Below are 23,442 nucleotides of genomic sequence, written 5' to 3'. Positions count from 1 at the left end.
GATTTTCGCCAAAGCCTACTAAATCATAACAATCGTTCGGTTTGGGGGCTCAGAAGTCCATTCACCAGTACATCATCACTGATTTTCACCAACCATCAGCTCTCTTCTAGAATCTGTACAGGTTACTACTCTTCGTCAATGCCAATGCAATCATTTATTTGATAATTATGTTAATAAATACTCTGCCAAATGTCAATAGTTTTTTAAGAAAATTCAAAATGGCTATGTTTTTTTATCGCTGATTAGGATTTTTCTACCACAGTTTTTTTGTCGATATTTGCAAATATTAAACTGTACAAATAATTATAAGGCGGGATAGGAAGACAAATGGAACATATTGAACAATTATGGAATAATCCACGAACTGTTAAAAAAAAGAAGTCCGCTTCCAGTCAAAAGGGTTCAAGTGAGATTTCCAGCCAGAAATGGGCAATTCTCTCGTTATCTTCTATTCCTTTAGTCATGACATTGGGCAATTCAATGTTAATACCAGTTCTCCCATCAATGGAAAAAGAACTATCCATAACTGCATTTCAATCCAGTATGGTAATCACTGTATACTCGATTATAGCTATTTTATTAATCCCGGTAGCGGGATATTTATCAGACCATATCGGAAGAAAAAAAGTCATTATTCCCAGTCTTATCATTGCAGGGATTGGCGGACTTCTCTCCGGCTGGGCTGCCTGGCAATTTGAAAATGCCTATTGGGTTATTTTGGCAGGGCGGGCACTTCAAGGGGTAGGTGCTGCTGGTGCATTTCCAATTGTGTTGCCGCTGGTTGGTGATATGTTTAAAAATGAAGATGATGTGAGTACCTGCTTGGGGTTAATTGAAACCTCTAATACTTTTGGAAAAGTATTAAGTCCAATCTTTGGTGCGCTGCTCGCTGGTTTTATTTGGTTTTTACCTTTTATGTCTTTTCCAGTTTTTTGTGCTATATCCGTATTATTGGTGGCATTTTTTGTGAAATCGCCAAAAAGTACGCAAAAACCTATCCCTTTTTCCGACTTTTTTAATGGAATTAAAAAAACTTTTAAGGAAAAAGGGCGCTGGCTCTATGCTGTTTTTTTTATCGGCGGAATTCTTATGCTGGTTCTGTTTGGGATATTATTTTATCTTTCAGAAGTCTTTGAAACGGAATATGGTATTAAGGATATTAAGAAAGGGTTCTTTTTAGCTTTACCGCTTGGTGCCCTCTGTCTATCTTCATTTATCAGCGGAAAAGTCATTAAAAAAAATAAGGTATTAATGAAATGGCTGACGTTTGGAGGAATCATTGCAACGGCGCTTTCTATCGCAGCTTTATGGTTCTCGATCAAACTATGGTATATGATAACTATGTTCTTAATTAGCGGGGTGGGGATTGGCATTGGTCTTCCATGCCTTGATTCCTTAATCACTGATGGGGTTGAAAAGCAGGAACGCGGCACCATTACATCTATTTATTCCTCTATGAGATTTATTGGAGTTGCAGCAGGACCGCCCATTATCGCGATATTAATGAAATTTTCAAACCATTGGATTTTTATTATTATGAGCAGTCTAAGCATCATAGCAGCTATGGTGGCCTTATTAGCCATCAAACCGCAGTCTAAAGAAGCATAAAAAGAGCTGAAAAACTCAGCCCTCAGGCTGTCGAAGAACTTTCGACAGCTTTTTATTTTATACAGTTAAAGAGTGGTGTTGATTTTTTTATAACCCTGTTGATTGCAGCGGAAGGCACGAAGACTCTTCGGAAATGCTAACGCATTTCCTTCGTGCATGTGAGAATTCAAGGATGTAATTCAATGTCCTCAAGGAGTACGTGCCAGGGGAGCCCCCGCAGGCGCTGGCGCCGAGGAGGCCGCCCGCGAACCGCTTGTGCCTCCTTCTAAAATCTATCGCTTTTTGTCGTGCGATGCTCATGCTGATGAAGACTTCCTTGTGGAGCGAAAATCAACAGCCAAGTTTAACATAGCCTATTATTAAAAAATAGGCTGTTCAATGGGCCCGTTAGCAGAATAATTCTTTAATAAATAGCGTTATTATGTTTGATAAAATGAAAAAATTGCCGAGAAAACATACCCTTTCTCGGCAATCTGAGAGCTGAAATAACGCTGCTCTTTTTCTCTTTTATGCTTTTACAGGCTTTTTCAAGAAACCCATTAATATTGCTGAAACGATAGAACCAATTAGTATGGCCAATAAATATTTTAAAGCTCCATTTTCGACTAAAAATGCTACGAAAATTCCGCCATGCGGTGCTCTTAGTCCAATATGAAATGCCATTGACAGGGCACCAGCTATAGCTGAACCAATCATCATGGAAGGTATAACCCGAATCGGATCCGCAGCCGCAAAAGGTATTGCTCCTTCCGTAATAAACGACAGACCCATCACATAACATGCTTTTCCTGCATCTTTATCCTGGTCATTAAATTTATTTCTAAAAATAGTTGTTGCAAGTGCAATTGCTAATGGCGGAACCATTCCTGCCGCCATAATCGCAGCCATTGGTTCATATACACCGCTTGCTAATAATCCTGTCCCAAAAACATATGCTGCTTTATTGATAGGGCCGCCCATATCAATGGCCATCATTAAACCAAGAATAATTCCTAAAAGAACCGCATTTCCTGTTCCAAGACCTGTCAGCCAATGTGTAATTTCTTTATTCAGCCATGCTACTGGATTATTAATAACATAATGCATTAAGAACCCGGTAATGGCTATTCCGAATAAAGGATAAAGTAAGATACTTTTAATCCCTTCTAAGGATTTTGGCAGACCTTCGAAAATCTTTTTAAGCAAAAGAACAATATATCCTGCTAAGAAACCGGCAATCAGACCGCCAAGGAAGCCTGCACCGCCATGTGCAGCCATCATTCCGCCTACCATACCAGGTGCAAAACCAGGACGGTCTGCAATACTTAATGCAATAAAACCTGCAAGAACAGGGACAATTAAAGCAAATGCATTATCCCCTCCGATGGCTTTAATTACTGCAGCAATCGGATTATAAGAAGGGTCATCCGGATTAGCTGAATTATACCCAAACAGGAAACTGATAGCGATCAAAATCCCGCCTCCAACAACAAATGGAAGCATATTGGAAACCCCATTCATTAAATGCTTATAAAAGCCTTTTCTAGTTGATTTCTGTTCTGCTGACTTGTTCTGATTCTGACCTTGGCCTTGGTAAATAGGAGCATCCTGTTTTAAAGCTTTTTCAATTAATTGCTCTGGTTTTCGAATTCCATCAGCAACAGCCGTCTGAATAACATGTTTGCCTTTAAACCGTTCCATATCAACATTGATATCTGCTGCAATAATAACAGCTGCGGCCTTATCTATATCCTCTGGTGTCAGGATGTTCTTCGCACCGCCGGAACCATTTGTTTCAACCTTTATCGGCACACCCATTTCGGCTGCTTTTCCTTTTAGAGAGTCAGCTGCCATGTAAGTATGTGCAATACCTGTTGGGCAGCCTGTTACGGCCACGATGGACATTTTGTCAGCTGCAGAAGAAACCTTTTCTTCTTTCTCCTCTTTGTCATAGCTGTTAAGGGTGTTTATTATTTCCTCAGCTGTAGCTGCCTTTAATAATTCATACCGGACTTCGGCTTTCATCAGCAGCCCGGAAAGACGAGCCAATGCTTCTAAGTGCGTATTATTCGCTCCTTCAGGGGCAGCAATCATGAAAAATAAATGGGCAGGCTTCCCGTCTAAAGATTCATAATTGACCCCTGAAAAAGACTTGCCAAATGCGATGGCAGCTTCTTTCACAGCCTCTGTCTTTGCATGCGGGATAGCAATCCCGTCTCCAATACCTGTTGTACTCTTTGCTTCACGGTTCATTATTTCTTTTTTAAACATATTTCGGTCAGTTACTTTTCCAGCACTAACTAGAACATTAACCAGCTGGTCAATGGCATTTTCTTTTTGGCTGCCTTCAATATTAAGCAGTATTGTATTTTTTGATAGTAATTCTGTAATTTTCATGTTGTCACACCCCTAACCAATTTCAGTAATTTCAACTTGTTTCATAACATCTAATGCTTTTTCCTTAGTACAAAGTCCCAAAGAAAATGCAGTTGCGCTTCCAGAAGCAACACTAAATTTAAATGCTTCCAACCAATCTTTCGTTTGAGAATAAGCGGCTAAAAACCCTGCGACCATGGAATCTCCTGCTCCCACAGAATTCTTGACTTGCCCTTTGGGAACTTTTGCATATAAAATCATTTCTTTATTTAAAAATACTGCTCCTTTGTCTGCTAGGGAAACAATGACGTTTTGAGCACCCATGTTAATTAATTCTTTTCCATAAGGTATTACCTCTTCGGGAGTGGAGATAGATACTTGAAAGAGGTCCCCAAGTTCATGATGATTTGGTTTAATTAAAAACGGCTGAAATGGAATCACTTTTTTAAGCAGATCTCCTTCAGCATCAACAACAAATTGTGTTCCGTTTTCCCGGCATATTTTTACTAGTTCCTCATAGGTGCCTACCGGAAGCGAGGTGGGAATGCTGCCTGCTAATACGATTAAATCGGTTTTACCTAATTTCTTTATTTTCTCTATAAGCAATTGAAAATCGGCTTCTGAAATGGCTGGACCACCTGCATTGATTTCAGTTTCCTTAGCTGTTTTTAGTTTAATATTAATTCGTGTATCTTCCTCTACACGAACAAAATCTGTTTCAATGTTTTCTTCGTGAAGAAATTGTTCTATATATGTTCCTGTAAAACCACCAACAAACCCTAAAGCTTCACTTTCCGTTCCCATTTGTTTTAAAACCCTGGAAACATTAATTCCTTTTCCTCCAGGAAATTTCGCCTCATTGTTGGTACGGTTTAATTCACCCAATTTAAAGCTGCCAAGTTTAACAATGTAATCTACAGAAGGGTTTAATGTTAATGTATAAATCATGTTGTCACAACCTTTATCGTGGTTCTATTTAAATATTGTTTTTCCATACCTGTATCTATTTCGTTTGTAATAATAGATGCCTCATGTATATCCGTGATTTTTGCAAAAGAAATTTCTGAGAATTTCGAACTGTCTGCTATAACAAAAGCCTCTCTAGTAAGTGAAATGGCCCTTTGCTTTACCAAAGCCTCTTCTTGATCTGGGGTAGTATATCCAAACTGTGGATGTATTCCATTGACACCCATAAAACATTTGTCAAAACGGTAAAGTTCCAGACTAGCTAAGGCACCTCTTCCGACAAAAGCGTTGGTTTTTGGTTTTACAAACCCTCCAATTCCATAAACAGGAATACCTTTATTTATTAAAGAAGAAAAATGCATCAACCCATTTGTCACGACAACGATATCTTTAACTTCTAGATACTCAATCATTTCAAATATGGTTGACCCTGCATCAAGATAGATACAGTCCCCTTTTTCCACCAAACTTGCAGCATATTTAGCAATCAGCCGCTTTTCCTGAAGGTTTTTGGAGGATTTCTCTTCCATGCTGGGTTCTTGGAGTTTACCTTGCAGCACTTTAGCCCCGCCATGAATTCTTTTTAAATACTTTTGTTTTTCGAGCATCGACAAATCTCTGCGAATTGTTGATTCTGAGCTATTTGTCAGCTCCATAACTTCTTGTATTTTAATGATATTTTTTTCTTTTAACAATTGAAGAATGACTCGATGACGTTCCGGTGTTAACAAATCATCACCACCAATATTTTTGGTATCTGTACCTATCATAGTGAAATCGATTGCAAAAATCAATCATTTTCTTTCAAAATCAATCATTTTTATGATTGTTTTTGAACGTTTTCTGAAAAACTCTTCATTATCTTTATTAAAGTTCAGTTTTTTACTACCATATTTAAAATTATTATGTTATAATAACTATTGTCTTAACCAATGATATGCGGGTGTGGTTTAATGGTAGAATTTCAGCTTCCCAAGCTGACGGCGGGGGTTCGATTCCCCTCACCCGCTTTTAGTTTTTTGGAGAAGTACCCAAGTGGTTATAAGGGGGCGCACTCGAAATGCGTTAGGGCGGGTAACCGTCGCGTGAGTTCGAATCTCACCTTCTCCGCCATTCAAATAGAGGTAAAAACAACGGCAGAGATTTCTGGCGTTTTTTATTTTCTCATTTTTTGGTGTCCATTTTATTTATGATTAGAAAAAAGTGTATAATAAAGTGAAACTCCATCAGCGGGGGTTATCCCATCCGTACTGATGGTTAGGCCTGTTAATGCGGGATAACCGTGAATAGAAAATAACGTAAAGGATGATATACTTGAATATCACTAGCTATACAGTAGAAAAATTGGAAGATCCCATTGGCTTACTAAAGGGAGACCGCTATGAATTTTTTCTTGACCTTGATATAGATGAAGAGGACGAGCTTTATTCTGAAAAAGGGATTGGTTTAAGGGTTCTTTTTGCTGTCGAAAACGATGAAGGGAAAATAGCCAATTATCATTTTTATGAAAAGGAAAGTGATGAAGTTTTAGACTTTGCCCTTGAAGATGATGAAGAGGAAACAGTACTTCATTTTTGTTCGGAGCATATAGATGATTAACAACAGGGATTCCGTATGAAGCGGAATCCCTGTTGTTTACCCAAATGTCGAATAAACTTAAGCTTCTTTTTTTACCTTAACAGGTGCTTTTTTCCTAGGTGCTGCTGTTTTCTTTTGTACTGCAGCAGCAGTTTTAGGTTTTGTTCTGTCAATCGAAGCTTGAAGTGCAGCCATTAAATCAGTGACATTTGAAGCTTGAGGCTCTTTTGCTGCCGCAGTGACAGTTTCTTTTCCTTGGCGTTTTGTTTCAATTAATTCCAGTAATGCTGTACGGTATTCGTCCGTGTATTTCTCCGGTTCAAATTCTGTTGTTAATTGATCAATTAGTAAAATTGCGGTATCTAGCTCCTTTTTCGTCACTTTATCCTCTGATGGAACATTCGGAACATCCCCCGCTTTGCGAACCTCATCTGGAAAATGAATGGTTTCCATTACTAGTGTATTTTCATAAACACGTATTACAGCCAATTGTTCTTTGGATCGAATAATAATTTTTGCCAATCCCACTTTTTGTGTTTCTTCTAAAGCTTTCCGTAATAAAGAATAAGCTTTGCTGCCGCCTTCATTTGGTGACATATAATAACTTCGGTCGAAATAGATTGGATCAATTTCTTCAATCTTTACGAAATCAATGATTTCAACAGCCTTGTCCTCATTTTCTTTTCTAAGTTTCTCAAGATCATCCTGTTCTAAGACAACGAATTTTCCTTTTGTATATTCATAAGCCTTCACAATATCTTCAGGTTTAACTTCCTCTTCACAAACTGTACAAATCTTTTCATATTTAATGGGGGCATGGCATTTATTATGCAGTGTCCTTAGCTTAATGTCCTTATCTTCTGTCGCTGTATGAAGCTTAATGGGGATATTGACAAGTCCAAAACTAATACTGCCTTTCCACATCGTATGCATAAAAAATTTCTCCATTCTTTTTTAATCATATTGTTTGACCTTTACAGCTCCATAATTCATAAAAACAATTGCCAAAGCATGAAAAAGATGTTCTTTCACATACTAAATGAAAAAGGGGAATTCTTATAATGAAACCAATGCTGCCAACCCTTACTTTTGAAAGTCCTAATCGCCCCGGGTGGTTTTATGAAGTCAAATATGATGGCTTTCGTGCAATTCTTGATTGGAATAAAAATGGAATTGAATTAACAAGCAGAAATGGAAAATCGTTAATACCGCAATTTCCGGAAATTATAAATTTTTCATTAGAAAATGATGTTAAATTTCAGCCTTTTTTACCCCTTCAGCTCGATTGTGAATTAGTATTGCTGCAGAACCCTTATAAAGCAAATTTTTCTGCATTACAAGTCCGCGGTCGTATGAAATCAGCAGCAAAAATAGCCGAACAAGCAGAAAATGCACCATGCCGCCTCATGGTATTTGATTTATTAGAGTTAGCAGGAAAACCTTTAAATACACTACCCTTTAAAAAAAGAAAAGATAAGCTGATGGAGTTATTTCACTCACTTGAATTTGAGCTGCTTGCCAACCCATCAAATCCCCAGCTGCTCCAACCGGTAACCGCTTATGAGGATTTCATGGAAATATGGGAAAAAGTAGTTTTATTTGATGGAGAAGGAATTGTTGCGAAAAACGGGCAAAGTCCTTGGGAGGAGGGTAAACGTTCTTTACAATGGTTAAAATACAAGAATTGGAAATATGTAGACTGTTTTGTCACATCCTATGATAAAACAAACGGCTATTTTTTCGTATCAGTATACAATGGTAATGAAATATATCCAATCGGCCAAGTTCTATTTGGATTTAAACCTGAAGAAAAACAAGCACTTGGGCAGATTATTAAACAAAACATGAAAAGCTCAGATCAACAAATTATTTATGTTGAACCTGCCATATGCCTTGAGGTAAAATACCTTGAGCTGTACGAAAATCAATTAAGAGAGCCCCATTTTGATCAATTCCGGTTTGATTTAAAGCCAGAAAATTGTACATATGAACATTTTAAATTTGGTCAAAAAAATTTACCAAAGGATTTAGAGATTACCCATCCTGAAAAGCCGCTATGGGAACAATTCCATATTCAAAAGACAGATTATATCCTTTATTTGCGGGAAGTATCCCCCTATATGCTGCCATTTTTAAAAAATCGTTTATTGACAGTTATCCGTTATCCGCACGGAACGTTCGGCGAAGCTTTTTATCAAAAAAACTGTCCTGATTATGCTCCGGATTTTGTTGAAACCCAAATAGCAGATGACATCAATTATATTGTTTGCAACAATCTCAAAACCCTAATTTGGCTCGGCAATCAACTGGCAATTGAATTCCATGTTCCGTTTCAAACCATTTACAGTAAAGGGCCAAGTGAAATTGTTTTTGATTTGGATCCCCCATCAAAGGAAGATTTCCATTTAGCAGTTAAAGCGGCATTATTAATCAAAGAAGTACTGGATCAGCTTAATTTAATAGGATTTATCAAAACTTCTGGAAACAAAGGATTACAAATTTATCTTCCGCTTCCAGAAGGAGAATTCACATTTGATGACACGAGGTTATTTACCAGTTTTATTGCCGACTATTTGATTACTAAAGACCCTGATTCTTTTACAATTGAACGAATGAAAAAAAAGCGAGGGAACAGGCTTTATGTGGACTATGTACAGCATGGGGAAGGCAAAACAATTATTGCCCCTTATTCATTAAGAGGCAACGAACATGGTGGTGCAGCAACTCCGTTATACTGGGAGGAAGTAAACGTTCAGCTCGAGCCAAAGATGTTTACAATGGAAAATGCTTTAAATCGTTTAAAAAAGCTTGGAGACCCTTTTAGAAATTATTTTTATACAAAAGAAATACAGCCATTTGCACCTGTTTTACATGTATTAAAGCAAGGTGTTGAAAAAAAAAGATAAGGAGGCAGCCCCTCCTTATCCTTTCATTGCATTATTTAAATACTGCTGCACTTCAGTCTGCATTTTTTCATAAAAATGCTGTTCAGTCATTTCATTTTTTTGATTTACTTTAAATGATTTTTCAGACAAATCAATGGTTACTGAGGCATTATAAAGGTATGTCGCATTGCCAATTAGATCAATCTGATATTTCTTACCCAGCTGGTGGACAATACACTGGACTTTTCCGCCATTATTGTAGACATCCACAACCGACTCATATTCATTCAATCCCTGCATACATGTTACTAAAGAGGACGCAGACATCGCTGTTCCACAGGCATTCGTGAATCCAACCCCGCGTTCAAATGTTCTTACATAAATCGAACCTTTTTCGAGCAGCTTAATAAAACTTACATTAACCCCATCCGGAAACAGCTCATTAGGACCATTTACTTTTTCACTCAGCTGCCTTTGAATATCACTCTTTAATGTTGCTGCATCTACTATGGTTATTAAGTGTGGATTAGGCACAGCCACTGCCGTAAATCTTAATTCCTCTGATAATTCATGTATTTTTTCATTGTACAAGGTCGGTTTATTTAAATTTAACGGTAAAGCCTTTAAGTCAAACAGCACCGGTGAAATTTCGACTTGATAGGTTTGAACATCCGAAAACAGCTCTGGTTGTTTGCTTACCTTTAAATCTGCCTTCATTGTTTCCACAACTGCTTCATTTTTTCCAAGTAATTCACAAAGATAACGTGCTACTAGGCGAAGGCCGTTCCCGCACATCGATGCTTCAGATCCGTCAGCATTAAAAACTCTCATTCTGCCGTCAGTCTGTGCGCTTTTCATTACAAACAGAATACCATCCGCACCAAGCTCTGTTTCCCGGTTACACAAAAGCCTGGCAAGTTCGGCTCGTTCGGATTCCGTAAATGTATAGTTATTCGTGATTTCATCAATTAAAAGAAAGTCATTTCCTGATCCATGACCTTTAATCAAGTTTATCTCCACTAGTAAGACCCCCGGAACAAAAATATATTCCTATCATACCAAACAAAAGGCTTGAGGGGAACTTTTACCTTTCGATGAAATATTCATTAATTAAAAACGACATCCTAAGCATACGTTCTTGATCAGATAATTTACCTTCAAATGATAAGACGGGCGTGTTGGGTTCAGGAAATAAGTGACTCCATTCGACTGGCATCCAGCCTCGTCGCAAGCGGCTTACCTGCCGATTGGATTGATTAATTATTTTTTCATCCATAAAAACTCGTGAACCGTGCACTGCCCCAATATATTTACCTGATTCATCAAGAAATTCTTCCTTACTTTCCCGCCACTTATCCTTTGTCTTTACCATACATCCTAAATATGTTTGGGCTTTGTCGAAAACTTGAATTCTTATCTGTTTTTTCCCTTGCACCTTAAAATATCCAATCGTTTCATCCTGTTCATTTTGCAGATGAAACATCCTATATCGATTAAGTTTAAAAGGTCCATTTGCCTTGTATTTTGTTATACTCCCTGCCAATTGTCCATCCGGAAGAAAAAAAAGTAGTTTGGGTGATTGACAATTGAGAAAAAGTACTAAAAAATGCCGGGAAGAGAATAAGGTATGGCCATTCTTTACATATTCCCTGCTTACCATCTTTCTATTGATTGAAATCGACTGCCTTTTGCGTAAAAGGTAAAGTTGAAAACAAAGAAAGCTATAAAGAAAAAATGGTATGGTAAAAACAATAATTTCTTGATTTTGAAGAAAAAAGAGATTGCCTGCAACAATTAATACAATAGGGATTAGAGCTGCCATACTGCCATTTAAGTTTAGATTTGCAGCATCTCGGTAATAGTCTGTTATTTTCATTTGGAAATCTCCTTATTAAATCTCTTATACTAGTTTATTTAAAACATAGAAAAAAATGATAGAAGATTTTCAAGTAAAAAGAATAGAAAAGGAAGAGTCAACAAAATAAAACTCTTCCTTAAGAATGAATATAATTATGAATTTTATCCATAGCTTGTTTTGCGTCCTCATATCCTTGGTAATAAAGCGATTCTAATTTTTGGGGATTTCTTTCCATTCTTCCTACAGTAAGTGGGTGAACAGGGCGAATAATTAGGACTTTCCCCTTTTTTTCTTCTTCTTCAAGATAATCGATTGTTTCATTATAGATTTGATAACGGTTCTGAAGTGCATTTAATAATCCTTTATACTGAGGATATTTTCGGCTGGCCAGGAAATGAAATCTTGACGGCCTTTTTTTATATCCTTTATTACGTGTTAAGATGATAATATTTTTTTCAAATCCATCCCGCTGTGCTTTTTTTATTGGAATAGGATCACTGATTCCACCATCAAGCAACATTTTATCTTGAAATTTCACCTCTGGCGCAATAAACGGCAGGGAGCTTGATGCACGCAGTACTTTCAAAAGTTCTTGACCATAGTCCTGCTTATTAAAATAAACAGGTTCCCCGGAGACACAGTCCGTCGTTCCAACTACAAATTCTGAGGGACTATTATAAAATTCATCATAATGATATGGAACATGTTTATTTGGAATTTCATCAAATATGAAATCCATACCAAAAAATTGCCGATTTTTAAAATAGTTTTTCCAAGAGATATATCTAGGGTCGGATGCATAGTCAATGGTCACTACTTTATTTCTTCCTTTTTGTTTTGATAAATAAGATGCTGCATTGCATGCTCCTGCTGAAACACCTATTACATAAGGGAAAAACAACCCGTTTTCTAAAAAAAATTCTAAAACCCCGCCAGTATAAACACCGCGCATTCCGCCGCCTTCCAAAACCAAGCCGACTTGTTTTTCCATCATCCTCAACCTTCCAGTAAATTTTTGTTAATTGACATTATAGTTCATCTATACAGATTTGGAAACTGAAAAGGCTTTTCCAAATTGTTCATACTGCTGCCTGCATAAAGAAAAAACCTGGCAAAAAATCAGCCAAGTTTTCTTTTTGTTTTATTTGATTAACCTAAATATTAATGGAAATTGGTAGTCATTGCCTTCATATGCTTTAATTGCCGCAATGATTGTAAAGACGAACATCATGATTCCCAGTACAGCCATTGCAACAAAGCCTATCAGAATAATAGTCAATAAACCGCTAATAAACATGTAAACCGTATAAGAAATGAAAAAGTTAAAATATTCCTTTCCATGATAATCAATAAAAGATGACTCATCCCTCTTAATTAACCAAATAATAAGCGGTCCGAGAATTGGTACGAAAAAACTAAGCACATACATCAGTGCCGCAAGCATTCTTTCATCATTTTTTACCATAAGCCTTTTCCCCCATTGGAAATTTTATTCTTTACCCCTATTATTTACGTATTACTGCGTAAAATGTTTCATACTATTTAACAGGAATTTCCCATCTTTTCCTTATAAATGAATATTGATAAAATAGAAAAAATATTATTTTCTTTAAAGAAAGGGCTGCTATGACAAATATACTTTTGAAAAATGCCACGGTTTACCCAATTACCGCAAATCCATTACATTCTGCTGATGTTTTAATTGAAAATGGAAAAATTAAATCGGTTGGAAAGGGAATCACATGCGATGACAACATGGACATAATTGATTGTGAAGGAAATTTTCTATTTCCAGGCTTTATTGACGTCCATACCCATTTGGGTCTATATGATGAAGGAACAGGCTGGGCTGGAAATGATGCTAACGAGACGGCCGAGGCTATGACACCTCATATCCGTGCAATGGATGGAGTTTACCCGTTAGACCCTGCCTTCACAGATGCCATTAAAAGCGGTGTAACCACTGTTCATATCATGCCGGGCAGCGCAAACATTATTGGCGGAACCACTTCTGTCATTAAAACAACAGGAAAAAACATCAAAAAAATGATTGTTCAGGAAATTGCCGGTTTAAAAATAGCATTAGGGGAAAATCCAAAAAGAATTCACAGCCAAGGGAAAAATGACTCTATTACTAGAATGGGAATCATGGGCATGCTTCGGGAAGCTTTTTATAACGCCATGCATACGGATAATCCTGAAGACCTTAGAATCAGCCCGCTCATCATGGCATTAAAAAAAGAAATTCCTGTGAGAATCCATGCCCATCGTGCGGATGATATTATTTCTGCAGTTCGATTAGCAGAGGAATTTAATCTTGATTTACGAATTGAGCACTGTACCGAAGGCCATCTTGTCGCTAGTGAACTTTCCGGCATGAATTTAAAAGTTTCTGTAGGGCCTACATTAACGAGAAGATCAAAGGTTGAATTGAAGAATAAGACATGGAAAACCTATCAAGAGCTTTCTGATCACGGCATTGAAGTATCCATCACAACAGACCATCCATATACCCCAATTCAATACTTAAATATTTGCGCTAGTTTAGCTGTAAGGGAAGGACTTTCTGAACAAAAGGCACTTCAAGGCATTACCATCCTTCCCGCCCGAAATTTAAAAATCGATCATCTTGTAGGAAGCATTGAAGCAGGAAAACAGGCTGATTTAGTTTTATGGAGCCATCACCCCTTTCATTACCTTGCAAGGCCAAAATGGACAATGATTGGCGGTGGAATACTATATCAGGATGCATAGAATTTTGTAGAAAAACAGGAAAAAATTTTGATAAAATCTGCCCAAAAAAACTATTTTCTTTTAGCTTTTTTTCTTGTATGATACATTTATATTACTTTTCAAACCACAATTTGGGGGTCTTTTAAGTTTTATATTGTTCGTTACAACAAAAATAAAATAGGGAAGGCAAATGGTGCGCCACCAGTTTACTGGTTCTAGTGGGTTCGATTCCCACCCCGGAATTTTTTACGTTACTTTTATAAAAAATTTCGAGGGTGGGCCGCAATCTTCCACGGGAGCGGACTGCCCTAATTGGAGGGGTATTCATGCTCAAAAAACGTGACCTTGAGGACTGTCATGTACTGTATGAATTGATGATGCATCCAGATGTCTTCCCTTTTGTGCGTCATAAAACAGAATCGTACGATGAATTTTTATTTATCACTAAACAAATTATAGAAGCTGAAGAGCGTGGAGAATTAATTTCCCGAACGATTTTGGATGAGTGGGGAGCTCCTATCGGAACAATCAGCTTATTTGATATTGAAAACCAAGCAGGCTTCTTAGGAACCTGGCTCGGAAATCCATACCATGGGAAGGGCTATAATAGTATGGCTAAGGATGCCTTTTTCCAAGAGTTATTTTACGAGATTGGAATTGAAACAGTTTTTATGCGGATTCGCAAGGTAAATATTCGATCAAGAAAAGCCGCAGAAAAACTTCCTTACATTCTCAATGCAAACGAGACACGTAAAGCGTTGTATGGGCAATTAAATGCTAATGGGGATGTTTACGATTTATTTGAAATACCTAAGGATTTATATACACTTCATATCCTAAGGAGCGGTTCTTTACAATCAGATTCTCATTTACTAGAAGCATAAAAGCAATCGGCCTGCCGATTGCTTTTTCCATAGAACCCTATTCATATATGGCAAAAGGAACATTTATTTAAATGCTTTACCTAAGACATCCATCCCGCCTGTTACTGGTATAATGCTCCCAGTTATAAAATCTGACTTTTCATCAATAAGAAAGCCAATCACTCTGGCAATATCTTCCCCGGTACCTTCCCTTCCAGTCATTTGCCCCGCAGCTTTTGCCTTCCACGATTCTTTAATATCTTTTTCTTTCCATTCATTTGTTATGTCACCTGGTGAAACCATATTGGCTGTAATTCCATTCTCTGCTTCTTCCATGGCAATCGTTCTTGTGAGTGAAGCAAGGCCGGTTTTGGCTGCAGCAAATGCTGAGCGATACATCCAGCCTGGAGACGATTCAACCCGATCATAACCTAAAGTAATGATTCTTCCCCATTTTTGCTTGCGCATCCTTGGAATAATGAGCTTTGATAAATAATAGACAGAGGTTAAATTTCCGTTTAACAAATAGTTCCATTCTTCAAAGGAATAATCGGTCATTTTTTTTCGTTCATGTATGTAAGGACCAGCGTTGTGAATTAAAACATCAATTGTTTCATATGCAGATAGGGTCTCGCTTACAATCCGGGTACAGTCTGTTTGACTGGCTACATCGCCTTGCACTGTGACACAGTTGACTCCATAACATTCCTTCAAATGAGTCGCTAATGAAATGGCTTTATCTTTACTGTTTCGGTAATTTATAGCGATTTGGAAGCCCTTTTCCGCAAGGTGAATTACGGTTTTTTTTCCAATTCCGGAAGCTCCCCCCGTAATCAACGCAGTTTTCTTATTCACAAGCATAACCTCTCCATTCATCATAATTTTTCTCTTTATTTTATGTTAAAAAGAAACCATCATATATGCAAATTTTTTACCCCTTCTATCCAAATAATTCACTGAAATAAAGAATTAATAACGAATAGGCATTTGCTTGCATAGGATGTGTTATCAAAAAGAAATGTTCCTCCTTTCTAAAGGAGATCATCTTTAAAAAAGGATGTGACAGTATTGCAAACTGTTATCAATATATTTAGCTTTAAAATTAACAGTGTTTCTAATAATGGGTCTGTCAACATCGGTGAAGCACTTCATAATGCTCATTCAGCCCTTACTAAATCTCAAGGCGAAAATGTATCTTACGGGGATTATGCACCGCCAAATGCTGCCATGGAAAATGTCTTTATTGATCCGGATGTCAATGATATGGGAGATATTGCAAACCCATCAAACGTTTATTCTAATCCCGTATAATCTAAAAAGGACTGAAAAACAAATGCCTTTTCAAATAAACATTTTTAACATCAAAACAAATGCCATCAATAATAATGGCAATATTGATTTTGGACCTATTGTCCAGAACTCGCATACATCCAATACTAAATTAATCGGCACGAATATGGCCTTTGGTGACCTTTCTCCAGCCACTTCCGGCCATATTAATAATTATGCGGATGTGGATATAAGTGAACAAGATCAAATTTTCAACCCATCTACTCCAATTCTTAACCAAATATAACTGCCTCAAATGAAAGGATGAAAAAGAATGTTTCCATGGAATATTTTTCCTTTTAATAAAGACATGAAAGAATCTATGCAGAAAATGAAGCCTGGAGAAATTGATAAGTATGTCCAGGATATCATTGGGAAAGCTATGCCCGATAATATGAGAGGAATGATGAACCCAACCGACTTCTTTAATGGTTTTCAATCTTCCGCTCCTAGTCACCCCTCATCAACAGGCAGCCTAAATTCCTCTGCATTTGAAACTCATGATTATGTATTTGTAAGAATTCCGATTAAAGATGAAGAATGGTTAAAAAAACTTCGCCTATATCATACTTCAAACCAATTAATTCTCGAACACATTCCAGAACAGGATGATAAGCATACCATAACGCTGCCGGCAATTGTAAAAAAGAAAGGGGCCGCCGCCAATTACAAAGATGGAGTTCTTGAAGTAAAAATCCCCAAAAATATTGATATGCAGTATTCACAAATTGATGTAACAGAAATTATGTAAAATAATTTTTTCATGTTTTTCTTACTAATTTAGTAAGATGAAATAATGGTTCTTCGCAGGGAGTGATACCATGGAAATTGATAAATTAAAGAAGTGGATGGATGCAGCTCAAGCTTTTCAATCAGAGGCGTTTTGGAATAATGTTTTCGATACTTCTAAGAAAAATAACTCTAATGGGAATGTTAACCCTTTTAAGGTAATGGATTTTTTTCCAAAGTGTGATTTATATGAATCTGACCACTATCTAAAAGCTGAAATTGAGGTTCCTGGTGTATTGAAAGACCAATTACATCTTTCCATCCAAGAACAAATGATTACCATTTCAGGAGAATTTAGATCTTTCGAACAACACCGAAAGTACTTTTTAAAAGAGCGTCCAAGCAGGTCCTTTAAAAAGGAGATAGCACTCCCCTATCCAATTAAAATTGATCAAGTAAAATCAGAAATGAATAATGGTGTTTTATATATTGCCATGGCCATCAACCAGGAGGAAATGGAATCAATCCCAATAAACCTTTCTCAAAAAGATGATTAATATACGAGGGGGAAGGCTTATGGTAAAGGTCAAAAAGTTGATTATTAGAAAAGTTGATTCCTCCCATAATTTTGGTGAAATAGAAATAAATGACGTTTCAGGCTCCATCAATATCGGTTCTGTCTATGAAGGTGATTTTTCAGCCATTATTAAAGAAAAACTAGGAAAAAAAATTAAGCATCCTTCTCCATTTGAAAAAAATCACAGGGACAGCATTTAATACTAAGTAGTTCCGTTTCGGTGGAGAAACATACCAAACAGCATGATAAATAGGAGACAAAGCCGCATACGATTTTGTCTCCTATTTTCCTCTTATATATCAACGACCAAGAGCTATAACCACTTTAATTAGTCAGCAAAATCGCAGCCTAAAAAACATATTGACAATAGTTGTTGTCAATGTGCTAATTACTATGTTAATTCCTATGCAAATGGCTAGGTTGTTTTTTACTGAGGTTCACTTGGTTTTTTTGAAACATAAGTAGTCTAATCCATAATTGGGTAACCGGCGAAGGTAAAATAAGCGGAGATTTTTCCGCTAAATACTGAATGGAGCTCATTTCAGGGAATATAAGGGGAGGTTTTCCGCTTATCCAAAGCAAAATTACCTATTTTCACATTTTTCGAGTCAATAGGCGGAAACCCTCCGTCTATTTTAGCTATTTTCAGTGTTTTTTGTTACTCAAGGGAAATTACTCCGCCTATTTATCAAACTTGCCTCAGCGTTTAACGACTTGTACAACCTCTCCATATTAAAGAGCTTTTTTGTGTGCTAGTTGTATTGATAATTACTTGTTATTGATGCAACGAATTCTTATGTTATTTGTGTTGTGGTTTTAGATATTCTCTACATTTTCGTAACTACTTAATTTAATACGCTGTCCTTTTTAATTTACATATTTACCTTCTTTCCTGCAGAACATAATGGTAAAAATTAAAATTTGAAAGGGGAATTTTATGTCTACACCCTATCGTTGTCCAAATTGTAAAACAAACCGTATCAGATTTAATATGATTCATCAAGTTGCCCAATCAGTTAAACTTGATCCGCAAACAGGGGATGTTATAAGGGAATATAATCAAAACGATTTGGAACCATTTCACCATCCGTATACTGGACCAGAATATCGGATCCAGTGCGGAACATGTGGATTAATTGAGGATGAACGGACCTTTATTAAGTTTGGAGAGCAGCAGATGTAAGAAAAGTGCTAAAGACTAAAAAAACACCTTTATTAACCTAATTCGTTAATAAAGGTGTTTTATTTGATTAAATAATTCTCCTTCAAAAAATGAAGGGAATCCACTTTCCATGCTTCTTGAGGAGAAAATCGGATTAAATGAATGTCCCCGTGAAATAAATGTCTGCCTGTTTGATTATACCATTCCACATCAATTGGAACATCAAGGCTGACCTCTTCCGTCAGATCTTCGGGAGGCAAGTATTCCAGCCGGGATAAATTCACATTCTCCATTTGAGGGATTATTGTCCGCCAGTTGACTTTTTGTAAGGAAACCTTCGAGACAATACGCTCATCTTGCTGTTTAAAAGCAGTAAAGTAAGCATAAATGACATCATAAGGGTTTGCTTTAGCTAAGTATTCATCTAATCTTCCAGCTGCTTTCAAAATCATCAGCTTGTGGGATAAATCCATTAAATTTGTACGATGTGTTGTACTGCCATAGAAATGGATACAAAAATGGCCGGGAAAATTATTTTGTAATGCACCTGCACCATGCGGCATTCCATGCATAGAAGCTGCAATCCATTGATCCTTATGAATGACAATTATTGCCCTTCGTTTCCAGCTCCATTTTCCTCCATAAATTTTTTTCATGATACTGGTATCTTTAGCTGTTAATGGCTGTACATCTGCATGATTACTTCCAGCTCTTCTTTGAACTTTAAATTTTTTTCCTGTTTCTATATCTAAGACGGTGAATTTTGTATACTTAGGCAAAATATGATTAACATCTTTCCAATTAGGCATTTCAATTTTATAACTTATATTAGCAGCTTCCACTGTTCCATTGCCGTATAGGAGGAATAGAAGAAATAGAAGGATAACTGCTGTACTTTTCACTGTTTTTCCCCCTTTTGAAATACTCACATTAAAAGAATTACCTTAAGGGGAGCTTATCATTCATATTTTTATATGGCAAAACAAAAAAGCGGATCAGCCTATCCGCTTTTTCATCCAATCCATTTCGTTAAGTTTTTAACGGAATTTATTTCATTCTATCTTTCAATACCTCTACAGCTTTATTAAGCTGGGTATCATTTTTTTGAATCTTTTCTCTAAGCTGTTCCATTAGCTTGATAGTGGAGTCACCTTTTAAAACACCATCTGCTTTAAGTTTATTTGCTTTTTGAAATGCCATTACAGCTTCTTTTGTCTTTTCATCAAAAAATCCATCTGTTCTGCCAGGATCATAACCGATTGCCTTTAACATCTTTTGTGCTGTTTGAACTTCTGCAGAAGCATTAGACTTGGATAAAGCCTTGTCTGGGTCAATAATAGATAATGTTGCATACTCCGGCAGCTCTACTTTAACATCTGGTTCGATTCCTTTTTTATGAATCCAGTTGCCATTTGGTGTGAGCCATTTAGCAATCGTATATTTAATATTCGAGCCATCCTTAAAATCTGCGGTCGTCTGCACGGTTCCTTTACCAAACGATTTCTCCCCAACAAGAGGTATACCTGCGGATTCTTTTACTGCAGACGCAAGAATTTCAGATGCACTTGCACTTCCCTTATCAATCAATACGACAATCGGAAAATCAGGATTACCGTCATTTTCGGATTTAATTTCAGTTATTTTTCCGCTTCTGTCCTCTTCTTTCACAATTACTTTTCCATTAGGAACAAACATGCTTGAAATTCTGACTGCTTGATCTAATAATCCGCCGGGATTTTGACGTAAGTCTAATACAATCCCTTTCATGCCCTTTTTCTGTAAATTGTTTAAGGTGTCCGCAAGTTCTTTTGATGTATTCGTTGAGAAACTGGTAATTTGGACTTTGGCAATATCCTTTTCCACCATTTCACCATAAACGGTTTCAATTGGAATCTCGTCGCGTACTATTGGGACAGTTAATGGATTTTCATTTCCAGGCCGTTTAATGGATAGTTCTACCTTTGTGCCTTTTTTTCCTCGAATCATCATAACTGCCTGAGTGGAATTCTTTCCTTGCAGTGTTTTCCCGTCTACAGATAAAACAATATCATTCGGTTTCAATCCAGCCTTCTCTGCAGGGGAACCTTTTATTGGGGATACAATGACAATATGTCCATCCTTTTCCTGAATTTCCGCCCCAATTCCCTCAAAAGAAGAAGAAATTGTACTTTGAAAATTCTTTGCCTCTTCTTTACTCATATAATCGGAATATGGATCATCAAGGGCTTCTACCATGCCGTTAATCGCCCCATTAATAAGCTTTTGGTCATTTGTTTTTGTATAATACTTATTTTTCAATGTATCAAAGGTATCATACAGCTTATTAAATTCAGTTCGTTCACTTCCTGCCACTGTAACCACTTTATCATCGCCCCATGAAAGAGCCACTGCTGTAATCCCAACGGATAAAAATACAATTAAAAATAGCAGCATAATAAAATGGAACTTTTTTAAGTGAATAAAGCTGGATTTATTTTCAATCGTCTGCTCTTGTTCAACCTTTTCTTTTTCCTTTTTCTCATCTTCCAAAGCCTTCACCACTTTCATTAACCAAAGATAAAACTTACACGAAAAAAACTCCTTCAATCCGCATAATAGAAAACCTCTTAGTGTTTAGAATAACATCTTTTTAATAAAAATAACAAAGAAAAGTGAATAAGTGAATGAAAGTATGTAAATGCGCGAGACCCCTTTCATTAGAAAGAGGTCCGAAAGCAGATTATTCCTTAATGGCTGCTTCTAAAGCAACTTCAATCATATCATTAAACGTTAATTGTCTTTCCTCAGCTGTCGTTTCTTCACCCGTTAATATATGATCACTGACAGTAAGTACTGATAAAGCATTACGTCCAAATTTGGCTGCCAGCGTATAGAGTGCCGCGGTTTCCATTTCGATAGCTAAAATTTGGTATTTTGCCCATTTTTCATGATCAGCATTATCATTGTAAAAGGAATCGGCAGTAAATACGCTTCCTACTTTTAAATTTAATCCCTTCTCTACTCCTGCATCATAAGCTTTTCTTAACAGGTCAAAATTTGCTGCAGGTGCATAATCAACATGTCCAAATGTAAGACGGTTCATATTCGAATCAGTTGAGCTGGTCATTGCAAGAATTACATCTCGAACCTTAACGTCTTTTTGTATGGCACCACATGTCCCAACACGGATTAAGTTTTTCACGTTATAGCTTTGCATTAACTCTGTAATATATATGGAGATGGACGGGACACCCATTCCAGTTCCTTGGACAGAGATTTTTTTTCCTTTGTATGTACCAGTAAAACCAAACATATTTCGAACTTCGTTATAACAGACTGCCCCTTCTAAAAAAGTCTCCGCTATATATTTTGCCCTTAACGGATCCCCAGGAAGCAATACTGTTTCAGCTATTTCATTTTCCTTCGCCGCAATATGTATACTCATAATAATAAGTCCTCCAATCAATATATTTACACTTAACAGTTTCCATAGCCAATATATCATAAACTTTTTTCAATGAAAAACACCAGCTGAAAAAGAGACATGATTTATTTATAGTGTGGAATACTAGTACTGATTTACACTTATAAACATTGCTAAGAGTTCAACCTTCTTGCAATGAAATGGGAGGAAATTAATATGGGAAAGAAAAATCGTGCAAGAATTAATTCACCCAAAAAGAATAATCATATTCCTGCTGAAGCGATTACAGCAGAACACGAGGCACATGCGAAAGAACATCAAGCTACCGGCGGCCGAAAAGGTAATTAAAAATTTGAAAGTAATAGGTTTAAAAAAAGAGGTTGTCCCAAAGTTTACATATAATTAGGGGCATCCCCTTTTTGTTTATGTCTCTGTGAATTTGCCCAAGGCACAAGTGATAAGAGTTCCGGGTTCCTCTTGCCGTTAAATTTCCTGCGTGGGCTCCCCTGCCCCATACTCCTGCTTGACACTGAATTGCTTTCCTGACTCTGCCTTTATACAAAGGGAAAACGTTAGCATTAACAAGAAGTCTTCTTGTCTTCGCTTAAATTCTCCCTTATGATATTTTGCAAAAAAAATTAAAAATAAGAAGCTTACCCAAAGGAGTGATCCACCAACCTTTTGGGGCAGCTTCTTTTTCTTTACAGTAATGCTATTCGATTAATCGGCACCCAGCCTCCAGGTTTTAATTGAAAATAATATTGTCCGCCGCGGCCCTCATCTATCATTACAATATCCCCTGTAGATAAAAAACGCCCATTATAATTGGCAGGGATTCTATCTGTTACATTAAAGCGGCTAAACGTCTCCTGCAGGCAATGTTCTCGGCTGTCAGCCGGGATATTTAATCGATAGACTTGTTGATGACCTCTTTTATCACGTTGCTTGGACGTTTGAAAAATGGTCACGTCATATTGCATACTGCTTTTTCTAGATAAAGCCCTTATCATTATATCCCTCCAATAAGTAGAATTTTTTGCCTGTTCTATTAATTAGAGGTGGACCTAGTCAATTCCTTCAAAGAAAAACCGCAAATTTTGTCGAATGATCATTTTGAAAAAAGACAAACAAAAAAGCGAGCATCATGTATCTGCTCGTTTTAAGAATTTTATATTTAAAGTGGATTTTATGACTTTATGAATGTTTAATCCTCCACCTCTTCATCGATAATGCTTTTTTCAATTAAATATTCAAAGGTTATGTCCGCGATTTCTTCTAATTCATCTTCATTTGGTACATAACCTCTTTTTACGAGTTCATGGAAAAAGAATTCGGCAATTTCTTCTGTATCGATAAATACCTCAATTTCCTTCAATTCATCTCCCCCTTTTTAGAG

26 protein-coding genes, 2 tRNA genes and 1 other annotated feature (1 of these 29 cut by a window edge) are annotated in these 23,442 nt (G+C 36.9%); of the genes, 14 read left to right on the top strand and 14 right to left on the bottom strand.

The window, feature by feature from the left end:
• Positions 1-148: a binding site (T-box leader), on the bottom strand (it extends 100 nt beyond the left edge of the window).
• Positions 149-327: 179 nt separating this feature from the next.
• The gene (locus M3183_RS12260; RefSeq protein WP_251470003.1) at positions 328-1,608 is read left to right on the top strand and encodes an MFS transporter; all 1,281 of its coding nucleotides are present in this window, start codon (positions 328-330) and stop codon (positions 1,606-1,608) included.
• A 507-nt stretch (positions 1,609-2,115) separates the two neighbouring features.
• On the opposite strand, the gene M3183_RS12255 is transcribed toward M3183_RS12260, so the two are convergent.
• From M3183_RS12255 to M3183_RS12245, 3 genes are read right to left on the bottom strand one after another with little or no spacing between them, the layout of a single operon-like run.
• Positions 2,116-3,984 (bottom strand): PTS fructose transporter subunit IIABC, encoded by a 1,869-nt coding sequence (locus M3183_RS12255; protein ID WP_251470000.1) that lies wholly within the window; start codon positions 3,982-3,984, stop codon positions 2,116-2,118.
• A gap of 12 nt (positions 3,985-3,996) precedes the next feature.
• On the bottom strand, positions 3,997-4,911 hold the full coding sequence (gene pfkB, locus M3183_RS12250) for a 1-phosphofructokinase (protein WP_251469998.1): 915 nt from the start codon (positions 4,909-4,911) through the stop codon (positions 3,997-3,999).
• Complete coding sequence (locus M3183_RS12245) at positions 4,908-5,660, bottom strand: DeoR/GlpR family DNA-binding transcription regulator (RefSeq protein WP_251470192.1); 753 nt, start codon at positions 5,658-5,660, stop codon at positions 4,908-4,910. The genes pfkB and M3183_RS12245 overlap by 4 nt, the downstream gene beginning before the upstream one ends.
• A gap of 208 nt (positions 5,661-5,868) precedes the next feature.
• Between M3183_RS12245 and M3183_RS12240 the strand changes: the two genes are divergently transcribed.
• The 3 genes from M3183_RS12240 to M3183_RS12230 all read left to right on the top strand — a co-directional run bounded on the left by M3183_RS12240 (position 5,869) and on the right by M3183_RS12230 (position 6,528).
• Positions 5,869-5,939 (top strand) — tRNA-Gly (locus tag M3183_RS12240).
• 11 nt (positions 5,940-5,950) lie between these two features.
• Positions 5,951-6,042 (top strand) — tRNA-Ser (locus tag M3183_RS12235).
• Positions 6,043-6,234: 192 nt separating this feature from the next.
• Positions 6,235-6,528, top strand: a complete 294-nt coding sequence (locus M3183_RS12230; protein WP_311315369.1) for a DUF6509 family protein — start codon at positions 6,235-6,237, stop codon at positions 6,526-6,528.
• Between the two features lie 57 nt (positions 6,529-6,585).
• Here the strand turns inward: M3183_RS12230 and ku are convergent, their stop codons facing one another.
• Positions 6,586-7,440: a non-homologous end joining protein Ku gene (gene ku, locus M3183_RS12225; RefSeq protein WP_251469994.1), complete on the bottom strand. Its 855-nt coding sequence runs from the start codon at positions 7,438-7,440 to the stop codon at positions 6,586-6,588.
• Positions 7,441-7,568: 128 nt separating this feature from the next.
• On the opposite strand from ku, the gene M3183_RS12220 reads away from it, so the two are divergent.
• Entirely contained in the window at positions 7,569-9,413 is a 1,845-nt protein-coding gene (locus M3183_RS12220) for a DNA ligase D (protein ID WP_251469992.1), read from the top strand.
• 15 nt (positions 9,414-9,428) lie between these two features.
• On the opposite strand, the gene dapF is transcribed toward M3183_RS12220, so the two are convergent.
• The 4 genes from dapF to M3183_RS12200 all read right to left on the bottom strand — a co-directional run bounded on the left by dapF (position 9,429) and on the right by M3183_RS12200 (position 12,715).
• On the bottom strand, positions 9,429-10,412 hold the full coding sequence (dapF, locus tag M3183_RS12215) for a diaminopimelate epimerase (RefSeq protein ID WP_251469990.1): 984 nt from the start codon (positions 10,410-10,412) through the stop codon (positions 9,429-9,431).
• A gap of 64 nt (positions 10,413-10,476) precedes the next feature.
• Positions 10,477-11,268 carry a hypothetical protein gene (locus M3183_RS12210; RefSeq protein ID WP_251469989.1) on the bottom strand — a complete coding sequence of 264 codons (792 nt, stop codon included), beginning with the start codon at positions 11,266-11,268 and terminating at the stop codon, positions 10,477-10,479.
• 118 nt (positions 11,269-11,386) lie between these two features.
• A complete protein-coding gene (locus M3183_RS12205; RefSeq protein ID WP_251470190.1) occupies positions 11,387-12,241 on the bottom strand; it encodes a patatin-like phospholipase family protein in 855 nt (284 codons plus the stop codon).
• Positions 12,242-12,391: 150 nt separating this feature from the next.
• Positions 12,392-12,715, bottom strand: coding sequence for a DUF4870 domain-containing protein (locus M3183_RS12200; RefSeq protein ID WP_251469987.1), 324 nt, complete (start codon positions 12,713-12,715; stop codon positions 12,392-12,394).
• Positions 12,716-12,876: 161 nt separating this feature from the next.
• On the opposite strand from M3183_RS12200, the gene M3183_RS12195 reads away from it, so the two are divergent.
• A complete protein-coding gene (locus M3183_RS12195; RefSeq protein ID WP_251469984.1) occupies positions 12,877-14,004 on the top strand; it encodes an amidohydrolase in 1,128 nt (375 codons plus the stop codon).
• A 305-nt stretch (positions 14,005-14,309) separates the two neighbouring features.
• Positions 14,310-14,867: a GNAT family N-acetyltransferase gene (locus M3183_RS12190; RefSeq protein ID WP_251469980.1), complete on the top strand. Its 558-nt coding sequence runs from the start codon at positions 14,310-14,312 to the stop codon at positions 14,865-14,867.
• A gap of 63 nt (positions 14,868-14,930) precedes the next feature.
• Here the strand turns inward: M3183_RS12190 and M3183_RS12185 are convergent, their stop codons facing one another.
• Complete coding sequence (locus M3183_RS12185) at positions 14,931-15,701, bottom strand: SDR family oxidoreductase (RefSeq protein WP_251470188.1); 771 nt, start codon at positions 15,699-15,701, stop codon at positions 14,931-14,933.
• Between the two features lie 213 nt (positions 15,702-15,914).
• Between M3183_RS12185 and M3183_RS12180 the strand changes: the two genes are divergently transcribed.
• The 6 genes from M3183_RS12180 (at position 15,915) to M3183_RS12155 (ending at position 18,664) form a co-directional block, all read left to right on the top strand.
• Complete coding sequence (locus tag M3183_RS12180) at positions 15,915-16,157, top strand: spore germination protein (RefSeq protein WP_251469977.1); 243 nt, start codon at positions 15,915-15,917, stop codon at positions 16,155-16,157.
• Between the two features lie 22 nt (positions 16,158-16,179).
• Positions 16,180-16,422, top strand: a complete 243-nt coding sequence (locus M3183_RS12175) for a spore germination protein (RefSeq protein WP_251469974.1) — start codon at positions 16,180-16,182, stop codon at positions 16,420-16,422.
• A gap of 27 nt (positions 16,423-16,449) precedes the next feature.
• On the top strand, positions 16,450-16,926 hold the full coding sequence (locus M3183_RS12170; protein ID WP_251469971.1) for an Hsp20/alpha crystallin family protein: 477 nt from the start codon (positions 16,450-16,452) through the stop codon (positions 16,924-16,926).
• Between the two features lie 70 nt (positions 16,927-16,996).
• Positions 16,997-17,461, top strand: coding sequence for an Hsp20/alpha crystallin family protein (locus tag M3183_RS12165; protein WP_251469967.1), 465 nt, complete (start codon positions 16,997-16,999; stop codon positions 17,459-17,461).
• 19 nt (positions 17,462-17,480) lie between these two features.
• A complete protein-coding gene (locus M3183_RS12160) occupies positions 17,481-17,681 on the top strand; it encodes a hypothetical protein (protein ID WP_251469964.1) in 201 nt (66 codons plus the stop codon).
• A 737-nt stretch (positions 17,682-18,418) separates the two neighbouring features.
• Positions 18,419-18,664: a DNA alkylation repair protein gene (locus tag M3183_RS12155; protein ID WP_251469961.1), complete on the top strand. Its 246-nt coding sequence runs from the start codon at positions 18,419-18,421 to the stop codon at positions 18,662-18,664.
• 59 nt (positions 18,665-18,723) lie between these two features.
• Here the strand turns inward: M3183_RS12155 and M3183_RS12150 are convergent, their stop codons facing one another.
• The 3 genes from M3183_RS12150 to deoD form a co-directional block, all read right to left on the bottom strand.
• A complete protein-coding gene (locus M3183_RS12150) occupies positions 18,724-19,545 on the bottom strand; it encodes a hypothetical protein (protein WP_251469958.1) in 822 nt (273 codons plus the stop codon).
• Positions 19,546-19,690: 145 nt separating this feature from the next.
• Complete coding sequence (locus M3183_RS12145; RefSeq protein WP_464513942.1) at positions 19,691-21,172, bottom strand: lmo1851 family serine protease; 1,482 nt, start codon at positions 21,170-21,172, stop codon at positions 19,691-19,693.
• Between the two features lie 190 nt (positions 21,173-21,362).
• Positions 21,363-22,067: a purine-nucleoside phosphorylase gene (gene deoD, locus M3183_RS12140; protein ID WP_251469952.1), complete on the bottom strand. Its 705-nt coding sequence runs from the start codon at positions 22,065-22,067 to the stop codon at positions 21,363-21,365.
• Positions 22,068-22,262: 195 nt separating this feature from the next.
• Between deoD and M3183_RS27100 the strand changes: the two genes are divergently transcribed.
• The gene (locus tag M3183_RS27100) at positions 22,263-22,394 is read left to right on the top strand and encodes a hypothetical protein (protein ID WP_285879542.1); all 132 of its coding nucleotides are present in this window, start codon (positions 22,263-22,265) and stop codon (positions 22,392-22,394) included.
• Between the two features lie 353 nt (positions 22,395-22,747).
• Here M3183_RS27100 and M3183_RS12135 read toward each other — a convergent pair whose 3' ends face one another.
• Together M3183_RS12135 and M3183_RS12130 are read right to left on the bottom strand one after the other, a co-directional pair.
• Positions 22,748-23,056 (bottom strand): YodL domain-containing protein, encoded by a 309-nt coding sequence (locus tag M3183_RS12135; RefSeq protein ID WP_251469949.1) that lies wholly within the window; start codon positions 23,054-23,056, stop codon positions 22,748-22,750.
• Positions 23,057-23,250: 194 nt separating this feature from the next.
• A complete protein-coding gene (locus M3183_RS12130) occupies positions 23,251-23,421 on the bottom strand; it encodes a YozD family protein (protein WP_251469946.1) in 171 nt (56 codons plus the stop codon).
• Positions 23,422-23,442: the final 21 nt, after the last annotated feature.

The sequence above is a fragment of the Neobacillus mesonae genome, from assembly GCF_023715155.1.
GTDB classification, from domain to species: domain Bacteria; phylum Bacillota; class Bacilli; order Bacillales; family Cytobacillaceae; genus Neobacillus; species Neobacillus mesonae_A.
This window is presented reverse-complemented; position numbering and strand designations above follow the sequence as displayed.